This is a genomic window from Streptomyces smaragdinus (assembly GCF_009604385.1).
Classification (GTDB): domain Bacteria; phylum Actinomycetota; class Actinomycetes; order Streptomycetales; family Streptomycetaceae; genus Streptomyces; species Streptomyces smaragdinus.
In genome coordinates, this window is record NZ_WEGJ01000048.1 from 21,179 (window position 1) to 39,613 (window position 18,435).

An 18,435-nucleotide genomic window follows, 5' to 3' on the forward strand; every position below is an offset into this window, starting at 1 on the left:
CCCACCGTTGATCCGCCGCACCGCAGTCACGCTGACCGTCCTGGCGGCGGCCCTGGCGTCGTGCACCCCGACCACCCCGGCGCCGTCCGGCACCGCCGCCCCGCCCACCACGCCCACGGGCACGGAACGGGGGCTGGCCCCCGTCGCCGCCGCGGACGCCCGCGCGCTGCTGTCCACCCTCCCGACGAAGGGCCGGGGCCCGAAGACCGGCTACGCCCGCGACGAATTCGGCTACGCCTGGATGGACACGGCGGACGGCGTCCCGCTGTCGCACAACGGCTGCGACACCCGCAACGACGTGCTGAAGCTCCACGGCCACGACATCCGCTACCGGGCCGGCTCGGACTGCGTGATCACGTCGATGACGCTGTACGACCCGTACACGGCGAAGACCATCACCTGGACGAAGTCGAAGGCATCCTCGATACAGATCGACCACATAGTCCCCCTCTCCTACGCCTGGCAACTGGGCGCGGCCCACTGGCCCGAACCCAAACGCGAACAGCTCGCGAACGACCCCCTGAACCTCCTCCCGGTCTCGGGCCCCGCCAACTCCGCCAAACGCGACTCGGGCCCGGCGTCCTGGCTCCCCCCGAACAAGAAGATCCGCTGCGCGTACGCCGTCCGCTTCGCCCAGGTGACCCTCAAGTACGACCTCCCGGTCACCCCGGCGGACAAGACCCAGATGCTCCGGCAGTGCGAAGGGTGACACCTCATGGGTGAACTGGTGGAGCGGGTCGACGACCAGGACCGCGTCCTCGGCATCGTCGAACGAGCCGAGGCGATACGGAACCGCTGGCTGCACCGCGTGGCAACCACGATCTGCCGCCGCCCCGACGGCCGCGTCCTGATCCACCGCCGCCCGCCCACGGTGTCCCGCTTCCCGGGCCAGTACAACTGGCTGGTGGGCGGAGCCGTGAACGTGGGCGAGTCCTACGAGACGGCGGCGGCCCGCGAACTCGCGGAGGAACTGGGCGTCACGGCATCCCCGAGACTCGTCCTCAAGTTCCTGTGCCCCGGCGCGATCAGCCCGTACTGGCTGGGCCTCCACGAGGCGGTGATCACGGACGAACCCACCATGGACCCCGCGGAAATCGCCTGGCACACCTGGCTCACCCCGCCGGAGTTCGAGCAGGCCGTCCGGCGCCACCCCTTCGTGGCCGACGGACTCGACGCGTGGCGGCGCTATCGAGGGCTGTCGCCGGAGTAACAGGTCACGGCCGGGAGAACACCGCCACGTCATACCGCTCGAGAACCGGTCCGGTGTCCTCGCCCCCGGCCGCGGTCTCCAGCCGGGCAAGGCCTTGCCGGAAATCCTCGTCGGTAAGGCAGTTGAACTTCGACTGCGGCCGGCCGACCAGCCGTGCGTGATACTCCGCCAAATTCGCCACGACCGGCTGAGCGAAGGACGTGACCTCCTCCAGCACGAGCCCGGCGGCGACAAAATCCTCGACGACCTCCGCCTCCCCCGGAAACCGCCGCGCATCGCTCGCCCGAAGCTGTGGCCAGTAGTCGTACACCGCCGCGTCCAGCCGCTCCCGGAACGTGGTCCGCACGACCACCCGCCCGCCCTCCCGCAACACACGCACCAACTCCCGCCCCGCACCCACCCGATCCGGAATGTGATGGATCACGCGGGACATCAACGCCAGATCGAATCCCCCCGCCCCGACAGGCAGCGCCTCCGCCTCCCCCGGCAGATACCGCACCCCGGGACACGAATGATGCCGCCGCGCCTCACCGAGCATCGCCTCGGAAGCATCGACCCCCACCACCTCACTCCCCTCGATCCACCGCGCCATGGCGTCCGAGAACACCCCGGTCCCCGCCCCGACCTCAAGGATGACCGGCGCCGACCGCGGCGCGAAGGACCCGATCAACTCCACCCAGGCCCGCAGGGCCCTCTCGGGCATCTCGTTGCCGCGCTCGTAGGCACCGGCCAGTCGCTCGTCGTCATAGACACGGCTCATGGGTTCGATCTTCACCCGGGGATCACGCCCGGACAAGAACGCCTTGTCCGGAATCGGCGCGCATACCTCTTTGCAGGCGTGCCTTAGGGTGTGGCGCCATGACGGCAGCAGACCCCAGGCCGCTCGCCCAGCGCATCGCCGACGAACTCCGGGCGGAGATCGAGTCCGGCGCGTACGAGGACGACGGCCGGCTCCCCACCACTCGTGAGCTCGCCGCCCGTTACGCGACCACCGGCGAGACGATCCGCCAGGCGATCATCCGGCTGAAGAACACCGGGCTGGTCACCGGCCGTCAGGGCGGCGGCGTCTTCGTCCGCACCCGCCCGCCGATGAAGCGCCTGGGGATCCAGCGGTACGACAAGGCCAGGTGGCGTGACGGCGACGAGGTCGCGTTCGTCGCCGACCGTGTTGCTTCGGGCCGGCCGTACCGGCGCGGCGACCAGACGCAGACGGTACGCAAGGTGCCCGCCGCCCCCGTCGTGGCCGCCGCGCTCGGGGTGCCGGAGGGCGCGGAGGTGTACGAGCGGGCACGGCTGATCAGGGACGACGACCAGCCCACCCACACCCTGACCAGCTACTACCGCCCGAGCCACGTGGAGGGCACCCGCCTGGTCGACCCCGCACCCGGACCCGCCGGACCCGGCGGCGGATTCCGTGTCTTCCACGAGCTCGGCCTGGAGCCGCACCACATGACGGAGGCGCTGCACGCCCGCATGCCCACCCCGGCCGAGACCGAGCGGCTGCAGCTGCCGCCCGGCGAGCCGGTCATGGAACTCAGCCGGACCACCCGCACAGCGGACGGCACCGTCATCGAGTACGCGACAGGTGTCCACGCCGCCAGCCGCTTCAGCTGGAGCTACACGTTCGAACTCCCGGACTCCGCAGCTCCCTGACCCCGTCGGATCAACGGGGCAGCAGCCGGCTGTCGAACCCACCGCCGGCCAGCCGCTCGAACGCGTCCGCCACATCCGACGGGACGTCCTGAACGACCGTGAAACCCCGGGCCGGATACTCCATCACCCGCTGCAGCGTGCCCACCAGCATGTCGATGACCTTCTTGGCGTCCCCAATCCCGTCGGCGTACTCCCGCAGCCCCACGGGCTCCGACGAGCACAGCACCTCCACCTCGGGCCACACCTTCCGGAAGGTGGCGTACGACCGCCGCTCCTCGTACGGCTTGCACACCACGAGCACGGACTCCACCCCGACGCCCGCCGCGACCAGCATCTCCCGTGCGAAGACGGCGTTCTGCCCGGTGTTGGCCGCACGCGGCTCCACCAGCACGGCGGCTTCCGGCACCCCCAGCTCAAGGGCCCGCTCCCGGTAGTGCACCGCCTCGCCGCGCGGGAACCTCTCCCGCGTCGTAGGGCTGTTGCCCCCGGTGAAGACCACGACTGGCGCCAGCCCGCGACGGAACAGCCGAGCCGTCTGCTCGGCCACACCCAGGTCATGGCTGCCGAGCCCCACGGCGACCGAACACGGCCGCAGCGCATGCCGCATCAGATGGAAATCCCAGATCAGCCCGGCGTCCCGCCACTCCCGCCCGGAAATCTCCCGACGCCTGACGCCCATCACCATGCCTCCTTACCCGCCGACGGCTCTCACGCTATCCACCTGTTTCGGCCGCCCGTCTCCGGCACGGGGATCGCCAACTCGGCCCACACGGCTTTCCCTCCGCTGCCACAGCGCCTCCAGCCCCAACAGCTCGCCAGGGCATCGACGATCTGCAGACCACGCCCCCGCTCGTCCTCCGCGGCGGCAATCACATACCGCGGCGGTTGAGGCGCGTCGTCGACGACTTCCACCACGACCGTCTCCGGCGTGGCCCACAAGCCGACCTGAACCTCCCGCGCCGAAGCATGACGCACCGCGTTGGACACCAGCTCGCTCGCGACGAGCGCCACGTCGTCGGCGACGGCGTCCAGCCCCCAGCGCTCGAGGGCCGCGACCATCTCCCTGCGTACGCCACCCACACGGGCCGACTCGATCGGAATCGCCACCGTCATCACCCGATCCGGTGATATCCCCCACCGCTTGCGGGGATCTTCGGATCGGACCTCCGTCCCTCTCGCCGAGGGCGGCGGTCCAGCGGGAGCGGACTGCTCGCGGCACGTCAATCGGATCAGCTCCTCACTCGACGAGCCGTCCATCCCGGCCGGCAGTACCCAGGACCTGCCGGAATGGACGGCGTCTTCGGCTGACGTGACCGCCGGCGAACACGGGGATGCCCCCTCTGAGGCCACGTCGATTGCATCCGCGTCGGACAGGGGCGCCCTCTCCGCGCGAACATTTCACTAGTGAAGTAGCAAGTACGGTGGCCTCCAACCCCACGATGGGATCCCCACCGTGGTCACCGAGCCTGCCCACGACCAGCAGGGGAGACACCGTGGCCCCACCACCGACACCGGTCGCGCTGCCGCAGGAGTTGCTGCGCGACCCGGCATTACGACGAGCGCTCGCAGGCCGTGACTTCTCCGCCCTCTTCTCGACAGCCAACGCCGCCGGGATGAGCTTCAACCGAATCGCCGAAGCCTGCGGCATGAAGACGGAGAGGGTCAGCAAAGTCGCGCGCGGCATGGCAACGGTGACCGCGCTCGAGACCGTCGAGCGCATCGCCGACGGGCTTCACATCCCTGGTGTGCTCATGGGTCTCGCTGCGCGACCCTGGGAAGCAACCGTCAGGTCCAGCACGGAGCTCAGCAATGGAGACGACCTCATGAAGCGCCGCCAGTTACTGCGAGGCGCACTCGCCGCCGGGCTCACCGGCAGCGCGATCACCGCACTCACCGCTGCCCGCCAGTCCTTCGACCAGGCCCTCACCGGACACACACCCACCGATGTCGACGACATCGAAGCGGCCACCGAAAGCTACGGCTACGGCTACCAGGGCCAGGATCCCGCCCGAGTGCTGGCCGACCTGGTGGTCGACTTCACCGAGATCCGCCCTCTGCTCCAGCATCCGCAACCGGTCGGCACCCGCAGTCGGCTGTGCCGCGCGGCCGGGCAGATGGCGGGTATGGCCGCGGTCGTGCTGCACGACCTGGGCGAGCGCAAGGAGGCCCGCACCTGGTTCATGACCGCCGCCCGTGCCGCGGGCGAGTCCGGCGACCGCCGGCTGTACGCGTGGATCCTCGCCCGCGAGGCGATGGTGCCCCTCAACTACGGCGCTCCCCGTGCCGCCGCCGACCTCGCCGAGCGCGCCCGCCAAGCCGCCGGCGCCGCCGTCGCCACGCTGGCCGCCGCCGTCGCCGCCCGCGCCTACGCACTGACCGGCCAGGACGACCGGGCGCGTGCCGCGATCGCCGACGCGGACCGGCTCATGCACCGCCTCGACGGCAACGAGCACGCCGACACCTGGTTCGGCCACTGCGAGCAGAAACACCACGTCCACCTCAGTCACGCCCTGACCGCACTCGGCGACACCCACCGGGCGAGCGAGAGCCAGAGCCGCGCGCTGGAGCTCTCGGCCCCGGCCAGCCGTATGACCAGAGCCCTCATCCAGATCGACGCCGCAGTCTGCACACACAAGAAAGGCGACCCGGCCACGGCGTGCCACCAGGCCTCCGCCGCACTGGAAGCCCTGCCTCCCGGCTACCGCACCGGCCTGACGCACACCCGGGCCCTGGACCTGTACCGGGCGATCCCCGCCGAGCATCACCGCGAGCCGGCCGTACGGAACCTCCGGCAGGTGCTGGCCGTCTGACGACCCCCTCCCGGAAGCAAATCCCGCATGCCTGTGTTCGGGGCCGACGGTATGGTCACGCGCATGTGGGAGGGGCTGGAAGAGATCGGCTGGGCCGGTCTGAAGCACAATTACGGATCCGCCGAGGACGTGCCGGGTCTGCTGCACCGATGCGCGGGGCCAAGCCCTGAGGACGCGGAGGAGGCAGCGGACGAGCTGCACAATCTGCTGTACCACCAGGGTGGCTGGATCTGTTCCGCCGCGTCGGCCGCGTTGCCGTTTCTGCTCCGCCTGGCCGCCGACGCCCGCGTGCGGTGCCGCCGCACGGTACTGGGGCTGGTGGCGAGTCTCGCGGCGGAATCCGGGCGGGTCGCCGATCGGCTTCTGGACCCCGGCTGGCCCCCGGCATGGGAACAGGTGCTGCCCGAGGTACTCGATCTGCTGACCGATCCCGATCCGGGAATCCGGCGGTCCGCCGCAGATGTCGTCAGCGACTGCGACAGCCCGGGCCATCTCCTGCTGCCCGCGCTCCTGCGCTGTTGGCAGGTTGAGCGTGACCTCGTGAACCGTCTTGATCTGACCCTCGCTCTGGGCCGGGCGGTCACCAGGGAACCTGCCGGCAACCGGGCCGACGAGGCCGGCGCCCTCCTTCGCTCGCTGCTCGACTCTCCCGAGCCCCAGCTCCGTCTCGCGGCCGTACACGCGCTCGCGCCCCACGACCCGGGTCTGGCCGAGAGCCGACTGGAGGTCGTACTGGACGCGATCCGGGCTCCGAGTGCGGAGCTGTGGCAGCGCTCCAGCTCGGTGGCCGGCGGAGCGCGCGGGGTCCAATACTGGACCGCCGCGCTCTACACGAGCGCTTCCCCCGCCTTCGCGCTGGGCCTGCTGGCCGACCACCACGACGAGGAGCAGCGGGTCGGCGGCCTGACGCAGGCGGGCGGGCTGTTGGCGCAGTGGCGTTCACCGGCGGAGGTGCTGCTGCCGGCCATCGCGGATCGGCTGGACGATCCGGTCACCGAAGTGCGGTACAGGGCAGTTGAGCTGCTGGCCTGCCTGGGCCCCGTGGCCGCCGCCCATGCCGACGCGGTCGCCGGGCTGCTCGAAGACACCGCTGCCCGGAACACGCGGACGGGAGAGACGGTCGCCGAGGCGTCGCTCTGGGCCCTTGCCCGGATGAACGATCCGCGCTGCGTGCCGGCCCTGGCCGAGCGCGTGAGAGGCGTCGCCCGGTCCGGCTTCGCGTCGGCCTCCGCCCATTTCGGCAGTGGTCACTCGCCCCACTTCCCCGCCCTCCCCGCTCTCCATGAGGTGCTGACTCAGGTCCCGGAGCACGCGGCCCGGCTGCTGCCGTCGATCCGTGACCGGCTCGGCAAGGCCCCGGAGGTCGTCGGTTGCAAGCAGCTCTGCGACGTGCTCGCCGCCTGGGGACCTGCCGCGAAGTCCGCGGTTCCGCAACTGCTCGACCTACTGGAGGACGACGAGAGGTGGACGGCGGCGGCGACGGCCCTGGCCGGAATCGGGCCGGCGGGCAACGGCGGACGCGAGCTGCTGCTGGCCCGGTCGTCCGCCCCGGACTCCGGCGCGGACGCGGAGCTCGCCGCGTGGGCGTATCTGCGGGTCGGCGGGGAGCGGGAACCGGTGTTGAGCGTGCTGGGGCCTGCGGCCGTCGGGGGGCGTTTCCCGCACCCCTCCCTGCGCAAGCTGGCCGATCTCGGCTCGCACGCCGCTCCCTTCGCGGATCGGATCCGGCCGATGGTCAATGACCGGGACACCTGGATCCGCGTGGAGGCCGCACACGCCCTGTGGGCGGCCACCGGCGATACGGAGAGCACCGTCCCGGCCCTCCTGGAGGCGGTGCGGGATCTGGCGGAAGGGACCTTCTTCCCGGTCATGCTGCCCGCGTTGCGCTATCTGGCGCGGATCGGCCCCGCGGCCCGGCCCGCCGCCGACCTGCTGCGCGACGTGGCGGCCGGAGACCGGAGGCTCCACTACTCCGGCGGCTGGCGGGCCTTCACCGAGGACGAATCCGTCCGGGTGGCGATCGATGAACTGTTCGCCGCGACCGCGTAGCCACTCCCGCGAACCGGTACGCCTGCCGCCGGCACGCGTCTGCCTCCCCATCGGCGTTCCCGGGTGCCGGGATCGGGACTGTCAGTGGCATGAGGGACACTATTGGCTATGAGTACTTACGCGCCGGCCAGTGTGGAGAGCGACCGGCAGATTCCCGCTCTGGTGGGTGAGGTCGAGCCGGGGTGGCAGCCTCTGCTGATGGGGCTGCATGAGCGGCTTGTGCGGCTGGCGCCGGATTACCGGCTGGAGGAACTGACCGCCAAGCTCGGCGGGTTGCAGATGTACATCGCCGATCGGTTCGACGAGTACGGGGAGTTCGACGGGGACTGGGCCGACACCGCGGGGGCGCTGCGGACGGAGATCGAGGCGCTGGCGCAGCAGACGTGTGAGGTCTGTGGGGACACGGGGCGGACGCGGTTCCACGGGGCGCTGCTGCGGACTATGTGCGACGTGTGTCATTACACCGGTCAGGAGACCGCGCTGTCGCTCGGGTGGCAGGGGCGGGCCTCGCTGAACTGACGGCGGCGGGTGGCTCCGTGGTACGTGAGAGCCGTCGTCGCCAGCGTCGCGAGCAGCCCGCAGACCCCCGGCCAGCCCGCCGTGACGTACGCGTGGGCGCCGAGCCAGGAGCCCGCGGTGCCGCCCAGGTAGGCGCAGGTCATGTACGCCGTGTTGAGGCGGCTCCGGGCGTTCGCGTCGATGGCGTAGACGCGGGACTGGTTGGCGACCATGCCCGACTGCATCGCGACGTCCAGCAGGAGGGTGCCGGCGATCAGGGCGGCAAGGCCCGGGGCCGCGCCCAGGGTCCCGGGCAGCAGGACCGCCGCCGAGGTCAGGACCGCCACGACGCATGCCGCCGTCATCCGGTCCGGGCCGTGGCGGTCGACCAGGCGGCCCGCCCGCGGGGTGGCCAGCATCGTCGCCGCGCCGACCAGGGCCAGCAGGCCCACCGACTCCGCGCCCAGGCCGTACGCGGGGCCCGTGAGGAGGAGGGCCACGGCCGTCCAGACCGCCGAGAAGCCCGCGAAGACCGTCGCCTGGTAGACGCAGGAGCGGCGCAGGGCGCGTTCGGCCAGGAGGAGGCGGAGGGGTTCCGCCAGCAGGGACGGGTACGGGCGCGACGTGGACGGCGTGGTCGACGGCAGCGTGCGGGACAGGACGGCGGCCAGTACGAGGACGACCGACGCCGCCGCCAGATACGGCGCCCGCCACGACAGCCACTCCCCCAGCGTCCCGCTGAACGTCCGCGCCAGCAGCATCCCGCCGATGGACCCGCTCAGCAGCGTCCCGATCACCGCCCCCCGCCGCTCGTCCGCCACCAGCCCCGCCGCGAGCGGGCCCACGATCTGCGCGGCCACCGTGGTGAGCCCGACCAGCGCACTCGCCGCGACCAGCACCGGCAGCGACGGCGCGCACCCGGCCGCCAGCAGCCCGGCGCCCGTCAGACAGAGCAGGACCACGAGGTACGGGCGGTGCCGTAGCCGGTCCCCCAGCGGCACCAGCAGGAACATCCCCGCCGTATAGCCGGCCTGGGTGGCGGTCACCGCCAGCGAGGCGGACCCCGGCGACGTGTCCAGCCCCGCGGCGATCAGCGGCACGATCGCCTGCGGGAAGTAGATGTTGCCCACCGCCACCCCGCACGTCAGCGAGAGGAGCAGCGTGAGGCGCCGGTTCACACCGCACCCCCGGGCTCGGCGACCGTGGCGGCGCTGTCATCGAGGTCCGGGAACCCGGCGACGGCGACAAGGGCCGTTGCTGTTGTCATGGCCGTAAGTCCACGGGACCATCGACCGCCCGCCAATCGATGTAGCCTGGAGCTTAATGATCGTCTTCACCCTCGGCGTCGAGGACCTGGCCGACACCCGCTTCGCCCTCTCTCCCCTGCACGAGACGCTGTTCAGCCTCCGCGTCCTCCAGGACCCCGGCCTCTCGGCGCTCCACCTGCCGTGGCGCAGGTCGGTCCTCAGCCGGATCGGCCCCGACCGGGACCTCCTCATGTCCCTCGTCGCCCGCCGCCGCACCCTCCCCGACTTCCTCACCCCCAACCCCCGCGGCTTCGAGCCGGACTTCGCGGAGGAGCTGGCCGACGTCCGCCGGACCGAAGCCGCCCGTGTCCGCCACGACCTGCTCCTGGCCCACGCTCCGGACCCCCTCCCCGGGCCGCTCCACAAAGCGCTGAAGGACGACGCACACGTCGAAGACCTACGCGACGCGATCTGCACCGTCCTCCACCGCTACTGGGAAACCGCCCTGGAACCCCTCTGGCCCCAGATGCGCCGCGTCCTGGAGGCCGACATGACGTACCGCGCCCGCCGCCTGGCCCTCGGCGGCGCCCGGCTGCTCTTCGCCGACATGCACCCCAACCTCCGCTGGCACGCCGGCGAACTGCAGGTCGAGCAGATGATCAGCGAACACCGCGTCACCGCGAGCGGCCGCGGCCTGCTCCTCATCCCCTCGGTCTTCGCCCACAAGCCCGCCCCGCCGGTCAGCCCGGAGGAGTCCCCGAGCCTCGTCTATCCGAGCCGCGGCGTGGCCACCCTCCGGGAGACGGCACCGCCCCCCGGCCGGACGGCGCTGACGGACCTCCTCGGCGCCCCCCGGGCCCGCCTCCTCACCCTCCTCGAGGACCCCCTCCCCACCGTCGAGCTGGCCCGCCGCCTCGAGGTCACCCCCAGCGCCGTCTCCCAGCACCTGCGCGTCCTGCACGCCACCGGCCTCGTCGCGAAGGCCCGCGCCGGCCGCCAGGTCCTCTACCGCCGCAGCCCGCTGGGCGACCGGCTGGCGCAGGGCTGACGGACTGACACCGAGAGTTCACCTGCCGGTCGCCCGGCCAACATCCAGCCCCTGGACAGCCTCGTTACCCTGCGCTGGTGCCCCACCCCACGCCCCGCCTCTCCGTGATCGTGCCCTTCCACAACGTGCAGGAGTTCGCCCCCGACACCTTGCGCTCCCTGGCCCGCAACGCCTCGCCCGACACAGAGTTCGTCCTGGTCGACGACTGTTCGACGGACGACACCGGGGGGATCCTCGACCGGGCGGTGGCGGAGATCCCGAGAGCCAGACTGGTCAGACACGACACGAACCAGGGCATCGCCCGCGCCCGCAACAGCGGGATCGACGCGGCGGAGGGCGCGTATCTGACGTTCCTCGACGGCGACGACTGGTACGGCCCGGGGCATCTCGCGGAGCTGCTGCACCGGATCGAGACGCTGGGCGTCGACTTCGTGCGTACGGACCACGTCCGGGTGCACGGCCGCAAGCGCGAGGTGAAGCAGGCGCCGGCCCGGGTGCGGGACACCGTGCTGCGGGCGCGGGACGCCATCGCGCCGGCGGACATGGAGACGATGGTCGACTACCCGTTCGTCTGGGCGGGGATCTACCGGCGTGAGCTGTTCGCCGACGGGGGGATGCGCTTCGCGCCCGATCTGCGGACGGCCGAGGACCGGCTGTGGACGTGGCGGCTGCATCTGACGGCGGACACCTTCGCCGTGACGGGGCTGCTGGGTACGTTCTACCGGCGCGGCGTGACGACGTCCCTCACGCAGATCCGCGACGACCGCCAGCTCGACTTCATCCCGGCGCACGAGGAGATGCTGCGCGCCGTGCTCGCCGACCCGGAGGCGGACCGCTTCCTGCCCAAGGCGGTGCGTACGTTCTGCGCGCTGATCGCCTTCCACGCCAACAACGCCGAGCGGTACGAGCCCGCCGCCGCCCGCCGGCTGCGGCAGGCGTCCGCCGAGGCGCTGGAGCGGATGCCGCAGGACGTCCTGGACGCCGTGCTCGCGGGGATGGACGACGACCGGGCCCGGCTGCTGGGCCGGCTGCGCCCGCGCCGCGCCGACCGACCGACGAAGAAAGCCGCCTGAACGTGTACTCGCACCTCCGCTCCACCCAGCTCTTCGAGGTCTCCACGCTGTACGGGACGGCCACCCTGGCCGCGGCCCTGGACAGCGGCCAGTTCGGCCCGTACGAGGACGAGGAGACCCCCCACCGGGTCCTGCTGGTGTCGAACAACGCGGCGATCCCCGAAACGGCGGTGCAGCTGTCGGAGATGGACGGCTTCGCGGCGCTCGCGGACCGCTTCGACGCGGTCGTCGACTGGAACCGGGAGATCGCCCCGCACCATCCGAGCCAGTGGACGCCCGAGGAGCAGGACGCCCCGCTGTGGCAGCGGATGTTCCGCGCCTCGTGGGGCCTGGGCGAGGGCCCGCTGGAGCTGGTCGTCGAATCGGTGACCGCCGCCCCCGCCAAGGCCCTGGCGGCGATCTTCACGGACGCCGCGCTGCACGTGTACGCGGACGGCCTGATGAGCTACGGCCCCACCCGCGACCCGCTCCCGTCCCCGCTGGCCCGCCGCATCCGCCGGCTGCTGCACCTGGACCTCGTACCGGGTCTGAGTCCCCTGCTGTTCACCGAGCACGGCGTACCGGCGGAGCTGGTGCCGCACGACGCGTTCCGCAAGGTCCTCGACGAGATCGCGGCGCCCGTCGACATCCGCGACAGCGCGGGCGAGGCGCCGACGGCGGTGGTGCTGGGGCAGTATCTGGCCGCGCTGAACATCCTCACCCAGCAGGAGGAGGAGGACATGCTGGCCGGCATGGTGCGCGGGGCGGCGGCGGCCGGGCACACGTCCGTGCTGTTCAAGCCGCATCCGACGGCCCCGGCCCGGCAGTCCCTCGCACTGGAGCGGGCCGCGGCGGAGGCGGGGGCGCGGCTGACGGTCGTACGGCAGCCGATGCTCGCGGAGGCGCTGTACGGGCGGCTGGCGCCGCGGCTGGTCGTGGGCTGCTTCTCCACCGCGATGATCACCGCGTCGCGGCTGTACGGGCTGCCGGTGGCGCGGTCCGGTACGGAGCTGCTGCTGCTGCGGCTGCGCCCGTTCCAGAACAGCAACCGCGTCCCGGTGACGATCATCGACGCCCTGGTCCCGGAGCTCGGCGCCCCCGCCGAAGTCCCGGACCCGGACGCGGCGCGGACGGGCGAGCTGCAGGCGCTCCTGCACACGGTGGGCTTCTGCATGCAGCCCGGCCGGATGCGGGACCTGCGCCCGCAGGCCGAGGAGTGGCTGCGGGCCGCGTCCGGCACCGAGACGGCGCGCTACATCGGCCGGGGCCGGCTGACCAGGCTGGGGCTGCCCGGCGGGGTGGTGCGCGGTCCGGTCGCCCGGCGGCTGCTGCCGGCCGCGCGGCGGGCGCGTTCGGTCGCCCGGAAGGTACGCAACGGCGTGCGTTAGGGGGTGCGTTGCCGGTTGTTCACGAGCCCGACACCGCGTCTGCCTAGTTTGACTCTCTCACCGGCCCGGGGATCGCGCGTTCACCCGGGAGCAACCCGGCCGGCGACTTCCCTTTGATCCGTTTGGAGCGGCATGGCCAAGGTATCCCTCTGGCTGGAGAGAAAGCGTCTGATCCCCCGGCCCCGGCCGGCGGAACTGGACCAGTCGGTCACCCTGGCCGAATGCGTGCGGGCCTGCGCCCAGCACGAGATCAAGCTCAACAAGAACCTGAACTTCCGCAAGAACCGGCTGGCCGACGCCATCCGCTCGCTGATGGTGGCGTACGCCGCCGGCATGGCGGACTCGTCGAAGTCGCGGGCGGTGGCGTCGGGCCGGTCCACGTGGGCCCACAAGACGCCCGAGCTGCTCAACGCGCTGATCGTCGTCGGCGACAAGGCCATCGACGTCAAGGAGCCCGACGAGCTGCGCCTCGCGCTGCTGATCACCGACACCGTGCTGGGTGCCAAGCCCACCTCGCGGATCGGCTGGCGGCTGCGGGCCTCCGTACTGGAGACGATGGGCGACGACGAGGGCGCCATCGGCGCGCACCAGCGTTATCTGGACCTCACCCCCGCCGACGCCCGCGGCACCGACGCGAAGATCGCGCGGCTGAGGGACAGCGGCGAGCGGCTGGAGGCGATGCTGAGGCTGCTGCAGGACGAGTACCCCACGTCCCGTGAGCTGGCCTCGGGCCGCGGCGCGGACAGCCCGGACGCCGAGCTGTGGGCGGAGGGCCTGGCGCTGGTGGAGGCCGGGCAGCGGGACCGGGCGCTGCCGTATCTGGTGGCGTCGCTGGTGGTGATGAACGAGCAGGGCCGGCCCGCGCCGCAGATCCGCTCCGCGCTCACCGACCTGCTGGACCTCGGACCGCTCGCGGCGGACAGCGGCCTGGCCGCCGCCCGCCCGCTGATCCGCCTGTACGCCGAGGACCGCCGGCTGCGCACGCTCGACCCGGCGCCCGACCCGCTGCTGGGCGGCACGGAGGTGCTGAGCCTCGGCGACTTCCGCAATCAGATCACCGGCAAGAGCATCTGCCTGGTCGCCAACTCCCAGCGGGTGGCGAAGAGCGGGGCGGGCGCCGAGATCGACTCGTACGACCTGGTCGTCCGCTTCAACTCCTTCAAGCTCGACGCCCCGAACACGGGCACGAAGACGGACATCCACGCGACGATCCACCTGCACAACTTCAACTGGGCCCACAAGGTGACCACCCGGCTCGTCTTCAGCGGCACCTACCACGGCTGGAAGCAGTCCCTGCGCCGCCGCCTGGTCCCGGGCGCCCAGCAGTACGTGAACGACGGTCAGCTGCGCTGGCCCGTACGCGACATCGGCAAGCTCGGCGAGGCGGACTGGCCGCCGATCCCCACCAGCGGCTTCAACATGCTGTGGCTGCTGGACTTCCTGAACGTCAGCCCGAAGCTCGACCTGTTCGGCTTCGACTTCTACGAGACGGGCGCCTACCGGCTGCCGGAGGCGATGAAGCTGCCCGTCACCGCCGTCCACGGCTACCAGCTGGAGAAGGAGTGGGTCATGGCCCGCGCCACGGACGTGACCGAGAACAGGATCTCCCTCCGATGAACCTCACCGGCAAGCGCCGCATCGCGTTCGCCTCGTACGTGGACGAGAACTATCTGCCCGGGTTCCTCAACCTGCTGCGCAGTCTGGCCCTCACCAACCCGGGGATCTGCGAGGACTTCATCGTCCTCTACGACGACCTCCAGCCGTCCTCCCTCACCGCGATCCGCAAGCTGCACCCGCGGATCGTGGCGCGGCCCGTGGTGCCGTCGCACTACGACGAGTTCGTCAAGGGCGACCCCGAGAACTACCTGGTCCGCAAGGCGTACTTCATCCTCGACGTCTTCCGGATCCGGGACTACGACACCATCATCACCCTCGACACCGACATGGTGGTCCTGGGCGATCTGAGCGAGCTGATGGAGCTGCGGCACGGCTTCGCCGCCGTCCCGCAGTTCCACCACCAGCAGACCAAGCTGAACAGCGGGCTGCTGGTGATCCAGCGCGAGTTCCTGACGGACGAGTTCGCCGCGATCGTCGACGAGACCGGCCGGTCCGGGAAGTACGAGCTCGACAAGCACGACCAGGGCATCCTCAACGCCCTGCTGGAGAACGAGTTCATCCGCCTGGACGCCAAGTACAACTACGTCAAGCGGCGGGCGCAGGGCGACGACCCGCTCCCGGACGACATCGCGATCCTCCACTTCACCGGCCGCCACAAGCCGTGGAACGGCGGCGAGTCCGGCTACGCCGTGGCGGAGGCCGCCTGGCACCGGTACCGGATGAACCACGCCCAGTTCATCACCGAGTTCCTGGCCCTGAAGGGCGAGCGCCACCCCGACCTGCTGATCCACTTCGGCAAGGACCTGGTCGCCCGCGGCGGCGACACCGACGCGCTGTGCGACGTGGCACAGGCGTACCTGGACAAGGGCCGCTACGAGGAGGCCGTCCGGCTGCTGACCCGCAGCCGGCTGCCCGCCCAGCGCTCCCGCCCGCACGAGCTGCTGGGCATCGCCCTGGCCGCCACCTCCCGCTACGACGAGGCGGAGGCCCGGCTGCTGCTCGCCACCGCCGAGGCCGGCACCTCCTCCCGCGTCTTCGGGCGCCTCGCCGAGATGTCCTGGGTACGCGGCGACGACGAGGCGGCGCACGCGTACGCGCTGCAGGGCCTCGGCTCGGACAGCGTGGTGGACCGCAAGTGCCGGATCATGTACAAACGCACCTCCGGCTCCCCCGCCCCCTCCGGCCAGGCACCGGTGCCGGGCGACCAGCTGGCGCACGTCGCGTTCTACATGGACCGCCAGGGCAACGCCGGCGACAAGATCCTCCCCGAGTCGGTGCGCCAGTGCTTCGGCCCCGAGACCGGCCCCGCCCGCTGGCACTCCCAGCACGCCCACCGGATGCTCACCGAGGAGGCGCTGCGGGAGATCAACCGGCGCCGCGGGCTGGTCATCGGCGGCGGCGGGCTGTTCATCCCGGACACCATGCCGAACGGCAACAGCGCCTGGCAGTGGAACGTCCCCGACGACCTCCTGAAGCGGATCGACGTGCCGCTCGCGGTGTTCGCCGTCGGCTACAACGCCTTCGACGGGCAGTCGTACACCCGCACCCGGTTCACGGAGTCCCTGAAGCTCCTCGCCGCCAAGTCGTCGTTCTTCGGGCTGCGCAACCACGGCTCGGTGGACAAGGTCCGCGAGCTGCTGCCGGCGGAGCTGCGCGACCGGGTCGTCTTCCAGCCCTGTCCGACGACGGTCAGCCGGCACATCGTCCCCGGCTGGCAGGACCCCGTACGCCGGGCCGAGACGGTGCTGCTGAACTGCGCGTACGACCGGGCCGGGCTGCGCTTCGGCTACGACTACGACCAGTTCGTGGAGCAGATGGCGCAGGCCGTCCTGGCGCTCGGGGACCACGCCGAGGTGCGGTACGCGGCGCACGCGCTGGACGACGAGCGGTTCGTCCACGACCTGCGCCGGGTGTACGGGATCTCGCTGCCGGTGGAGCCCATGTACGACTGGGACACCGATCAGCTGCGGGCGGGGTACGCGAACACCAGGCTGGTCATCGGGATGCGCGGGCACGCCGGCATGGTGCCGTTCGGGGTGGGCACGCCCATCATCAGCCTGATCTCGCACCCGAAGATGGCGTACTTCCTCCAGGACATCGGCCGCCCGGAGTGGGGCGTCTCGGTGCACGACCGCAGGCTCGGCGAGCTGCTGACGGAGAAGGCCGTCGGCCTGATCCGGGACAACGAGGCGGCGATCGCGGACGTCCACCGGCTCCAGGAGCCCCTGTGGGAGGTCACCCGGGAGAACGCGGCGAAGCTGAACGCGCTGTTCGCGGCGTGACCGCGTGACGAAACGGGCCGGACCCCGCTGTCGGGGGCCGGCCCGTTTCGTACGCCCGCTCAGCGGGTGACGGCCCGCTTCACCATCCGCGCCAGCTTGCGCGCCGGGGACGCCGGGCGGCGCGCGGCCGGAGCGGCGGCCTTGGTCAGCTCCCGCTGCAGCTGCTCGAAGTGGTCCGTGCGGTGCGCCGCCAGATACGGCACCTCCCGCAGCGGCGCGGCGATCTGCCACGCCTGCCTGTGCTTGCCGGCGTAGTGCGCCGTGAAGGCCTTGGCGAGCTCCAGCACCGACTTGAACGGGATCTTCTCGCTGTAGTCGATGTCGACGTGCTCCTGCACGCGGGAGATCAGCGCCTGCTTCTCCTCCAGCGTGAACGCGTCCCCCGCGATCCGGTCCAGCACCTCGTCCGGGATCGGCCGGACGACCTCGAAGGCCAGCGTCGAGCGGATCGGCGCCCCGGCGATCTCGATGTACGGCAGCAGCAGCCCGGTGCTGTAGTGCAGCCACGGCAGCCGGGGGCTGGCGAAGTCCTGGTGCAGCACGATCGAGCCCTCGCGCAGCCGGGGCAGGAACCGCTCGGCGACGGCGCGCCAGACGTTCTCCGTCTTGGCGATGTCGATGTGCAGGAAGTCGATCGGCCGGGTGTCGGACGGGTCGGACGTCTCCCAGATGTCACCGGCGTGGATCTCGATGAAATCCATGTGTGACCCGAGGGCCGCCCGGAAGTCGTCCAGGAACGAGCTCTCGCCCTCGGGCGCCTTCCCGCCCCTGAAGAACTTCGGCGTGGCGAACGTCCCCTTGCCGACCCGGAAGAAGTCGTACGCGTGCAGCCGCCCCGTACTCCGGTCGAAGTCCAGGTTGTGGCTGAGCCCGCGCGCGAACGCGTACGTCGACCCGCCTCCGCCCGACCCGAGTTCGACGAGCTCCCCCGTGCCGGACACCCGGTGCCGCCCGATCAGGTAGAGGAACTTCAGCTCGAAGCGGCTGCACTGGGTGTACGGGATGTCATCGGGCAGCTCGACGTCTTCGATCAGGGGATACAACTGGCCGAGGGACGGCATGGAGGACCTCGCGGTGGCCGGAGATATGCGTATTCGCCGCAGACTTTCGCCCCCGGCTGGACTCAGCGTGTCGCGGGTCCGTCGCCCGTGTGAACGACCGGTGCCGTCGGGGCGTCACAGCCGCGCCCGGATCTCCTCCGCCAGGGTCGGGTCCGCGTACGCCAGCAGGGCGCGGTACTCGGCTCGGGCCGCGGGGAGGTCGCCGAGGTGTTCGCGGCACTGGGCGGCGTCGAAGCGGAAGCGCAGGGCCTGGGGGTCGGCGGGGCCGGCCTCGGTGGCGCGGTCGTGGGCGAGGCGGGTGAGTTCGGGGAGGGCGCGGTGGTACTGGCCGTCGTCCAGGAGGGTGGCGGCGTACTGCTTGCGCAGGACGCGGACGACGTGGGAGTTCTCGCCGTGTTCGCGGGCGGCGGCGGGGAGGATGCCGCCGAGGACGTCGATCGCCTGGGTGAGGCGGGCCTCGCCCAGGAGGCGCTTGGCCTCGTCGACGGCGGCGGCGATGTCGGGGGGCGGGCCGGGGGCT

The 18,435-nt window shown here is 71.7% G+C and carries 16 protein-coding genes and 1 pseudogene; 11 read left to right on the forward strand and 6 right to left on the reverse strand.

What is annotated here, in order from left to right:
• Positions 1 to 52: 52 nt before the first annotated feature.
• Both SRB5_RS32125 and SRB5_RS32130 read left to right on the forward strand, forming a co-directional pair.
• A complete protein-coding gene (locus SRB5_RS32125; protein WP_228390612.1) occupies positions 53 to 709 on the forward strand; it encodes an HNH endonuclease family protein in 657 nt (218 codons plus the stop codon).
• 6 nt (positions 710 to 715) lie between these two features.
• The gene (locus SRB5_RS32130) at positions 716 to 1,210 is read left to right on the forward strand and encodes an NUDIX hydrolase (protein ID WP_153457004.1); all 495 of its coding nucleotides are present in this window, start codon (positions 716 to 718) and stop codon (positions 1,208 to 1,210) included.
• 4 nt (positions 1,211 to 1,214) lie between these two features.
• On the opposite strand, the gene SRB5_RS32135 is transcribed toward SRB5_RS32130, so the two are convergent.
• Complete coding sequence (locus SRB5_RS32135) at positions 1,215 to 1,985, reverse strand: class I SAM-dependent methyltransferase (RefSeq protein ID WP_323378837.1); 771 nt, start codon at positions 1,983 to 1,985, stop codon at positions 1,215 to 1,217.
• 83 nt (positions 1,986 to 2,068) lie between these two features.
• On the opposite strand from SRB5_RS32135, the gene SRB5_RS32140 reads away from it, so the two are divergent.
• Positions 2,069 to 2,863 (forward strand): GntR family transcriptional regulator, encoded by a 795-nt coding sequence (locus SRB5_RS32140; protein WP_153457005.1) that lies wholly within the window; start codon positions 2,069 to 2,071, stop codon positions 2,861 to 2,863.
• Between the two features lie 10 nt (positions 2,864 to 2,873).
• Here the strand turns inward: SRB5_RS32140 and SRB5_RS32145 are convergent, their stop codons facing one another.
• Both SRB5_RS32145 and SRB5_RS32150 read right to left on the reverse strand, forming a co-directional pair.
• A complete protein-coding gene (locus tag SRB5_RS32145) occupies positions 2,874 to 3,542 on the reverse strand; it encodes a YdcF family protein (RefSeq protein WP_153457006.1) in 669 nt (222 codons plus the stop codon).
• A gap of 29 nt (positions 3,543 to 3,571) precedes the next feature.
• Entirely contained in the window at positions 3,572 to 3,976 is a 405-nt protein-coding gene (locus tag SRB5_RS32150; protein ID WP_194293093.1) for an ATP-binding protein, read from the reverse strand.
• A gap of 380 nt (positions 3,977 to 4,356) precedes the next feature.
• On the opposite strand from SRB5_RS32150, the gene SRB5_RS32155 reads away from it, so the two are divergent.
• From SRB5_RS32155 to SRB5_RS32165, 3 genes are all read left to right on the forward strand, one after another.
• Positions 4,357 to 5,673, forward strand: coding sequence for a hypothetical protein (locus tag SRB5_RS32155; protein WP_323378838.1), 1,317 nt, complete (start codon positions 4,357 to 4,359; stop codon positions 5,671 to 5,673).
• Between the two features lie 27 nt (positions 5,674 to 5,700).
• Positions 5,701 to 7,722, forward strand: coding sequence for a HEAT repeat domain-containing protein (locus SRB5_RS32160; RefSeq protein WP_228390609.1), 2,022 nt, complete (start codon positions 5,701 to 5,703; stop codon positions 7,720 to 7,722).
• A 108-nt stretch (positions 7,723 to 7,830) separates the two neighbouring features.
• A complete protein-coding gene (locus SRB5_RS32165; protein ID WP_153457008.1) occupies positions 7,831 to 8,241 on the forward strand; it encodes a hypothetical protein in 411 nt (136 codons plus the stop codon).
• Here SRB5_RS32165 and SRB5_RS32170 read toward each other — a convergent pair.
• Positions 8,190 to 9,398 (reverse strand): MFS transporter, encoded by a 1,209-nt coding sequence (locus SRB5_RS32170; RefSeq protein WP_323378839.1) that lies wholly within the window; start codon positions 9,396 to 9,398, stop codon positions 8,190 to 8,192. The two genes, SRB5_RS32165 and SRB5_RS32170, sit on opposite strands and share 52 nt — an antisense overlap.
• 145 nt (positions 9,399 to 9,543) lie before the next feature.
• Here SRB5_RS32170 and SRB5_RS32175 point away from each other — a divergent pair, with 145 nt between their 5' ends.
• The 5 genes from SRB5_RS32175 (at position 9,544) to SRB5_RS32195 (ending at position 16,854) form a co-directional block, all read left to right on the forward strand.
• Positions 9,544 to 10,515, forward strand: a complete 972-nt coding sequence (locus SRB5_RS32175; protein ID WP_153457009.1) for an ArsR/SmtB family transcription factor — start codon at positions 9,544 to 9,546, stop codon at positions 10,513 to 10,515.
• A 77-nt stretch (positions 10,516 to 10,592) separates the two neighbouring features.
• A complete protein-coding gene (locus SRB5_RS32180; RefSeq protein WP_323378840.1) occupies positions 10,593 to 11,588 on the forward strand; it encodes a glycosyltransferase family 2 protein in 996 nt (331 codons plus the stop codon).
• A 2-nt stretch (positions 11,589 to 11,590) separates the two neighbouring features.
• On the forward strand, positions 11,591 to 12,955 hold the full coding sequence (locus SRB5_RS32185; RefSeq protein ID WP_323378841.1) for a polysialyltransferase family glycosyltransferase: 1,365 nt from the start codon (positions 11,591 to 11,593) through the stop codon (positions 12,953 to 12,955).
• Between the two features lie 132 nt (positions 12,956 to 13,087).
• Positions 13,088 to 14,572 (forward strand): glycosyltransferase family 29 protein, encoded by a 1,485-nt coding sequence (locus SRB5_RS32190; protein WP_153457011.1) that lies wholly within the window; start codon positions 13,088 to 13,090, stop codon positions 14,570 to 14,572.
• Positions 14,569 to 16,854, forward strand: coding sequence for a glycosyltransferase (locus SRB5_RS32195; RefSeq protein WP_153457012.1), 2,286 nt, complete (start codon positions 14,569 to 14,571; stop codon positions 16,852 to 16,854). The genes SRB5_RS32190 and SRB5_RS32195 overlap by 4 nt, the downstream gene beginning before the upstream one ends.
• A 59-nt stretch (positions 16,855 to 16,913) precedes the next feature.
• Here the strand turns inward: SRB5_RS32195 and SRB5_RS32200 are convergent, their stop codons facing one another.
• Both SRB5_RS32200 and SRB5_RS32205 read right to left on the reverse strand, forming a co-directional pair.
• On the reverse strand, positions 16,914 to 17,915 hold the full coding sequence (locus SRB5_RS32200; protein ID WP_153457013.1) for a class I SAM-dependent methyltransferase: 1,002 nt from the start codon (positions 17,913 to 17,915) through the stop codon (positions 16,914 to 16,916).
• A 114-nt stretch (positions 17,916 to 18,029) separates the two neighbouring features.
• A pseudogene (locus tag SRB5_RS32205) lies at positions 18,030 to 18,435 on the reverse strand (serine/threonine protein kinase); the annotation flags it as partial.

Excerpts from the sequence above, each read along its gene's own strand:
- SRB5_RS32195 (WP_153457012.1), top strand. The coding sequence starts at position 14,569 with ATGAACCTCACCGGCAAGCGCCGCATCGCGTTCGCCTCGTACGTGGAC.
- SRB5_RS32165 (WP_153457008.1), top strand. The coding sequence starts at position 7,831 with ATGAGTACTTACGCGCCGGCCAGTGTGGAGAGCGACCGGCAGATTCCC.
- SRB5_RS32160 (WP_228390609.1), top strand. The coding sequence starts at position 5,701 with ATGCCTGTGTTCGGGGCCGACGGTATGGTCACGCGCATGTGGGAGGGG.
- SRB5_RS32175 (WP_153457009.1), top strand. The coding sequence starts at position 9,544 with ATGATCGTCTTCACCCTCGGCGTCGAGGACCTGGCCGACACCCGCTTC.
- SRB5_RS32130 (WP_153457004.1), top strand. The coding sequence starts at position 716 with ATGGGTGAACTGGTGGAGCGGGTCGACGACCAGGACCGCGTCCTCGGC.
- SRB5_RS32150 (WP_194293093.1), bottom strand. The coding sequence starts at position 3,976 with ATGACGGTGGCGATTCCGATCGAGTCGGCCCGTGTGGGTGGCGTACGC.
- SRB5_RS32140 (WP_153457005.1), top strand. The coding sequence starts at position 2,069 with ATGACGGCAGCAGACCCCAGGCCGCTCGCCCAGCGCATCGCCGACGAA.
- SRB5_RS32145 (WP_153457006.1), bottom strand. The coding sequence starts at position 3,542 with ATGGGCGTCAGGCGTCGGGAGATTTCCGGGCGGGAGTGGCGGGACGCC.
- SRB5_RS32190 (WP_153457011.1), top strand. The coding sequence starts at position 13,088 with ATGGCCAAGGTATCCCTCTGGCTGGAGAGAAAGCGTCTGATCCCCCGG.
- SRB5_RS32200 (WP_153457013.1), bottom strand. The coding sequence starts at position 17,915 with ATGCCGTCCCTCGGCCAGTTGTATCCCCTGATCGAAGACGTCGAGCTG.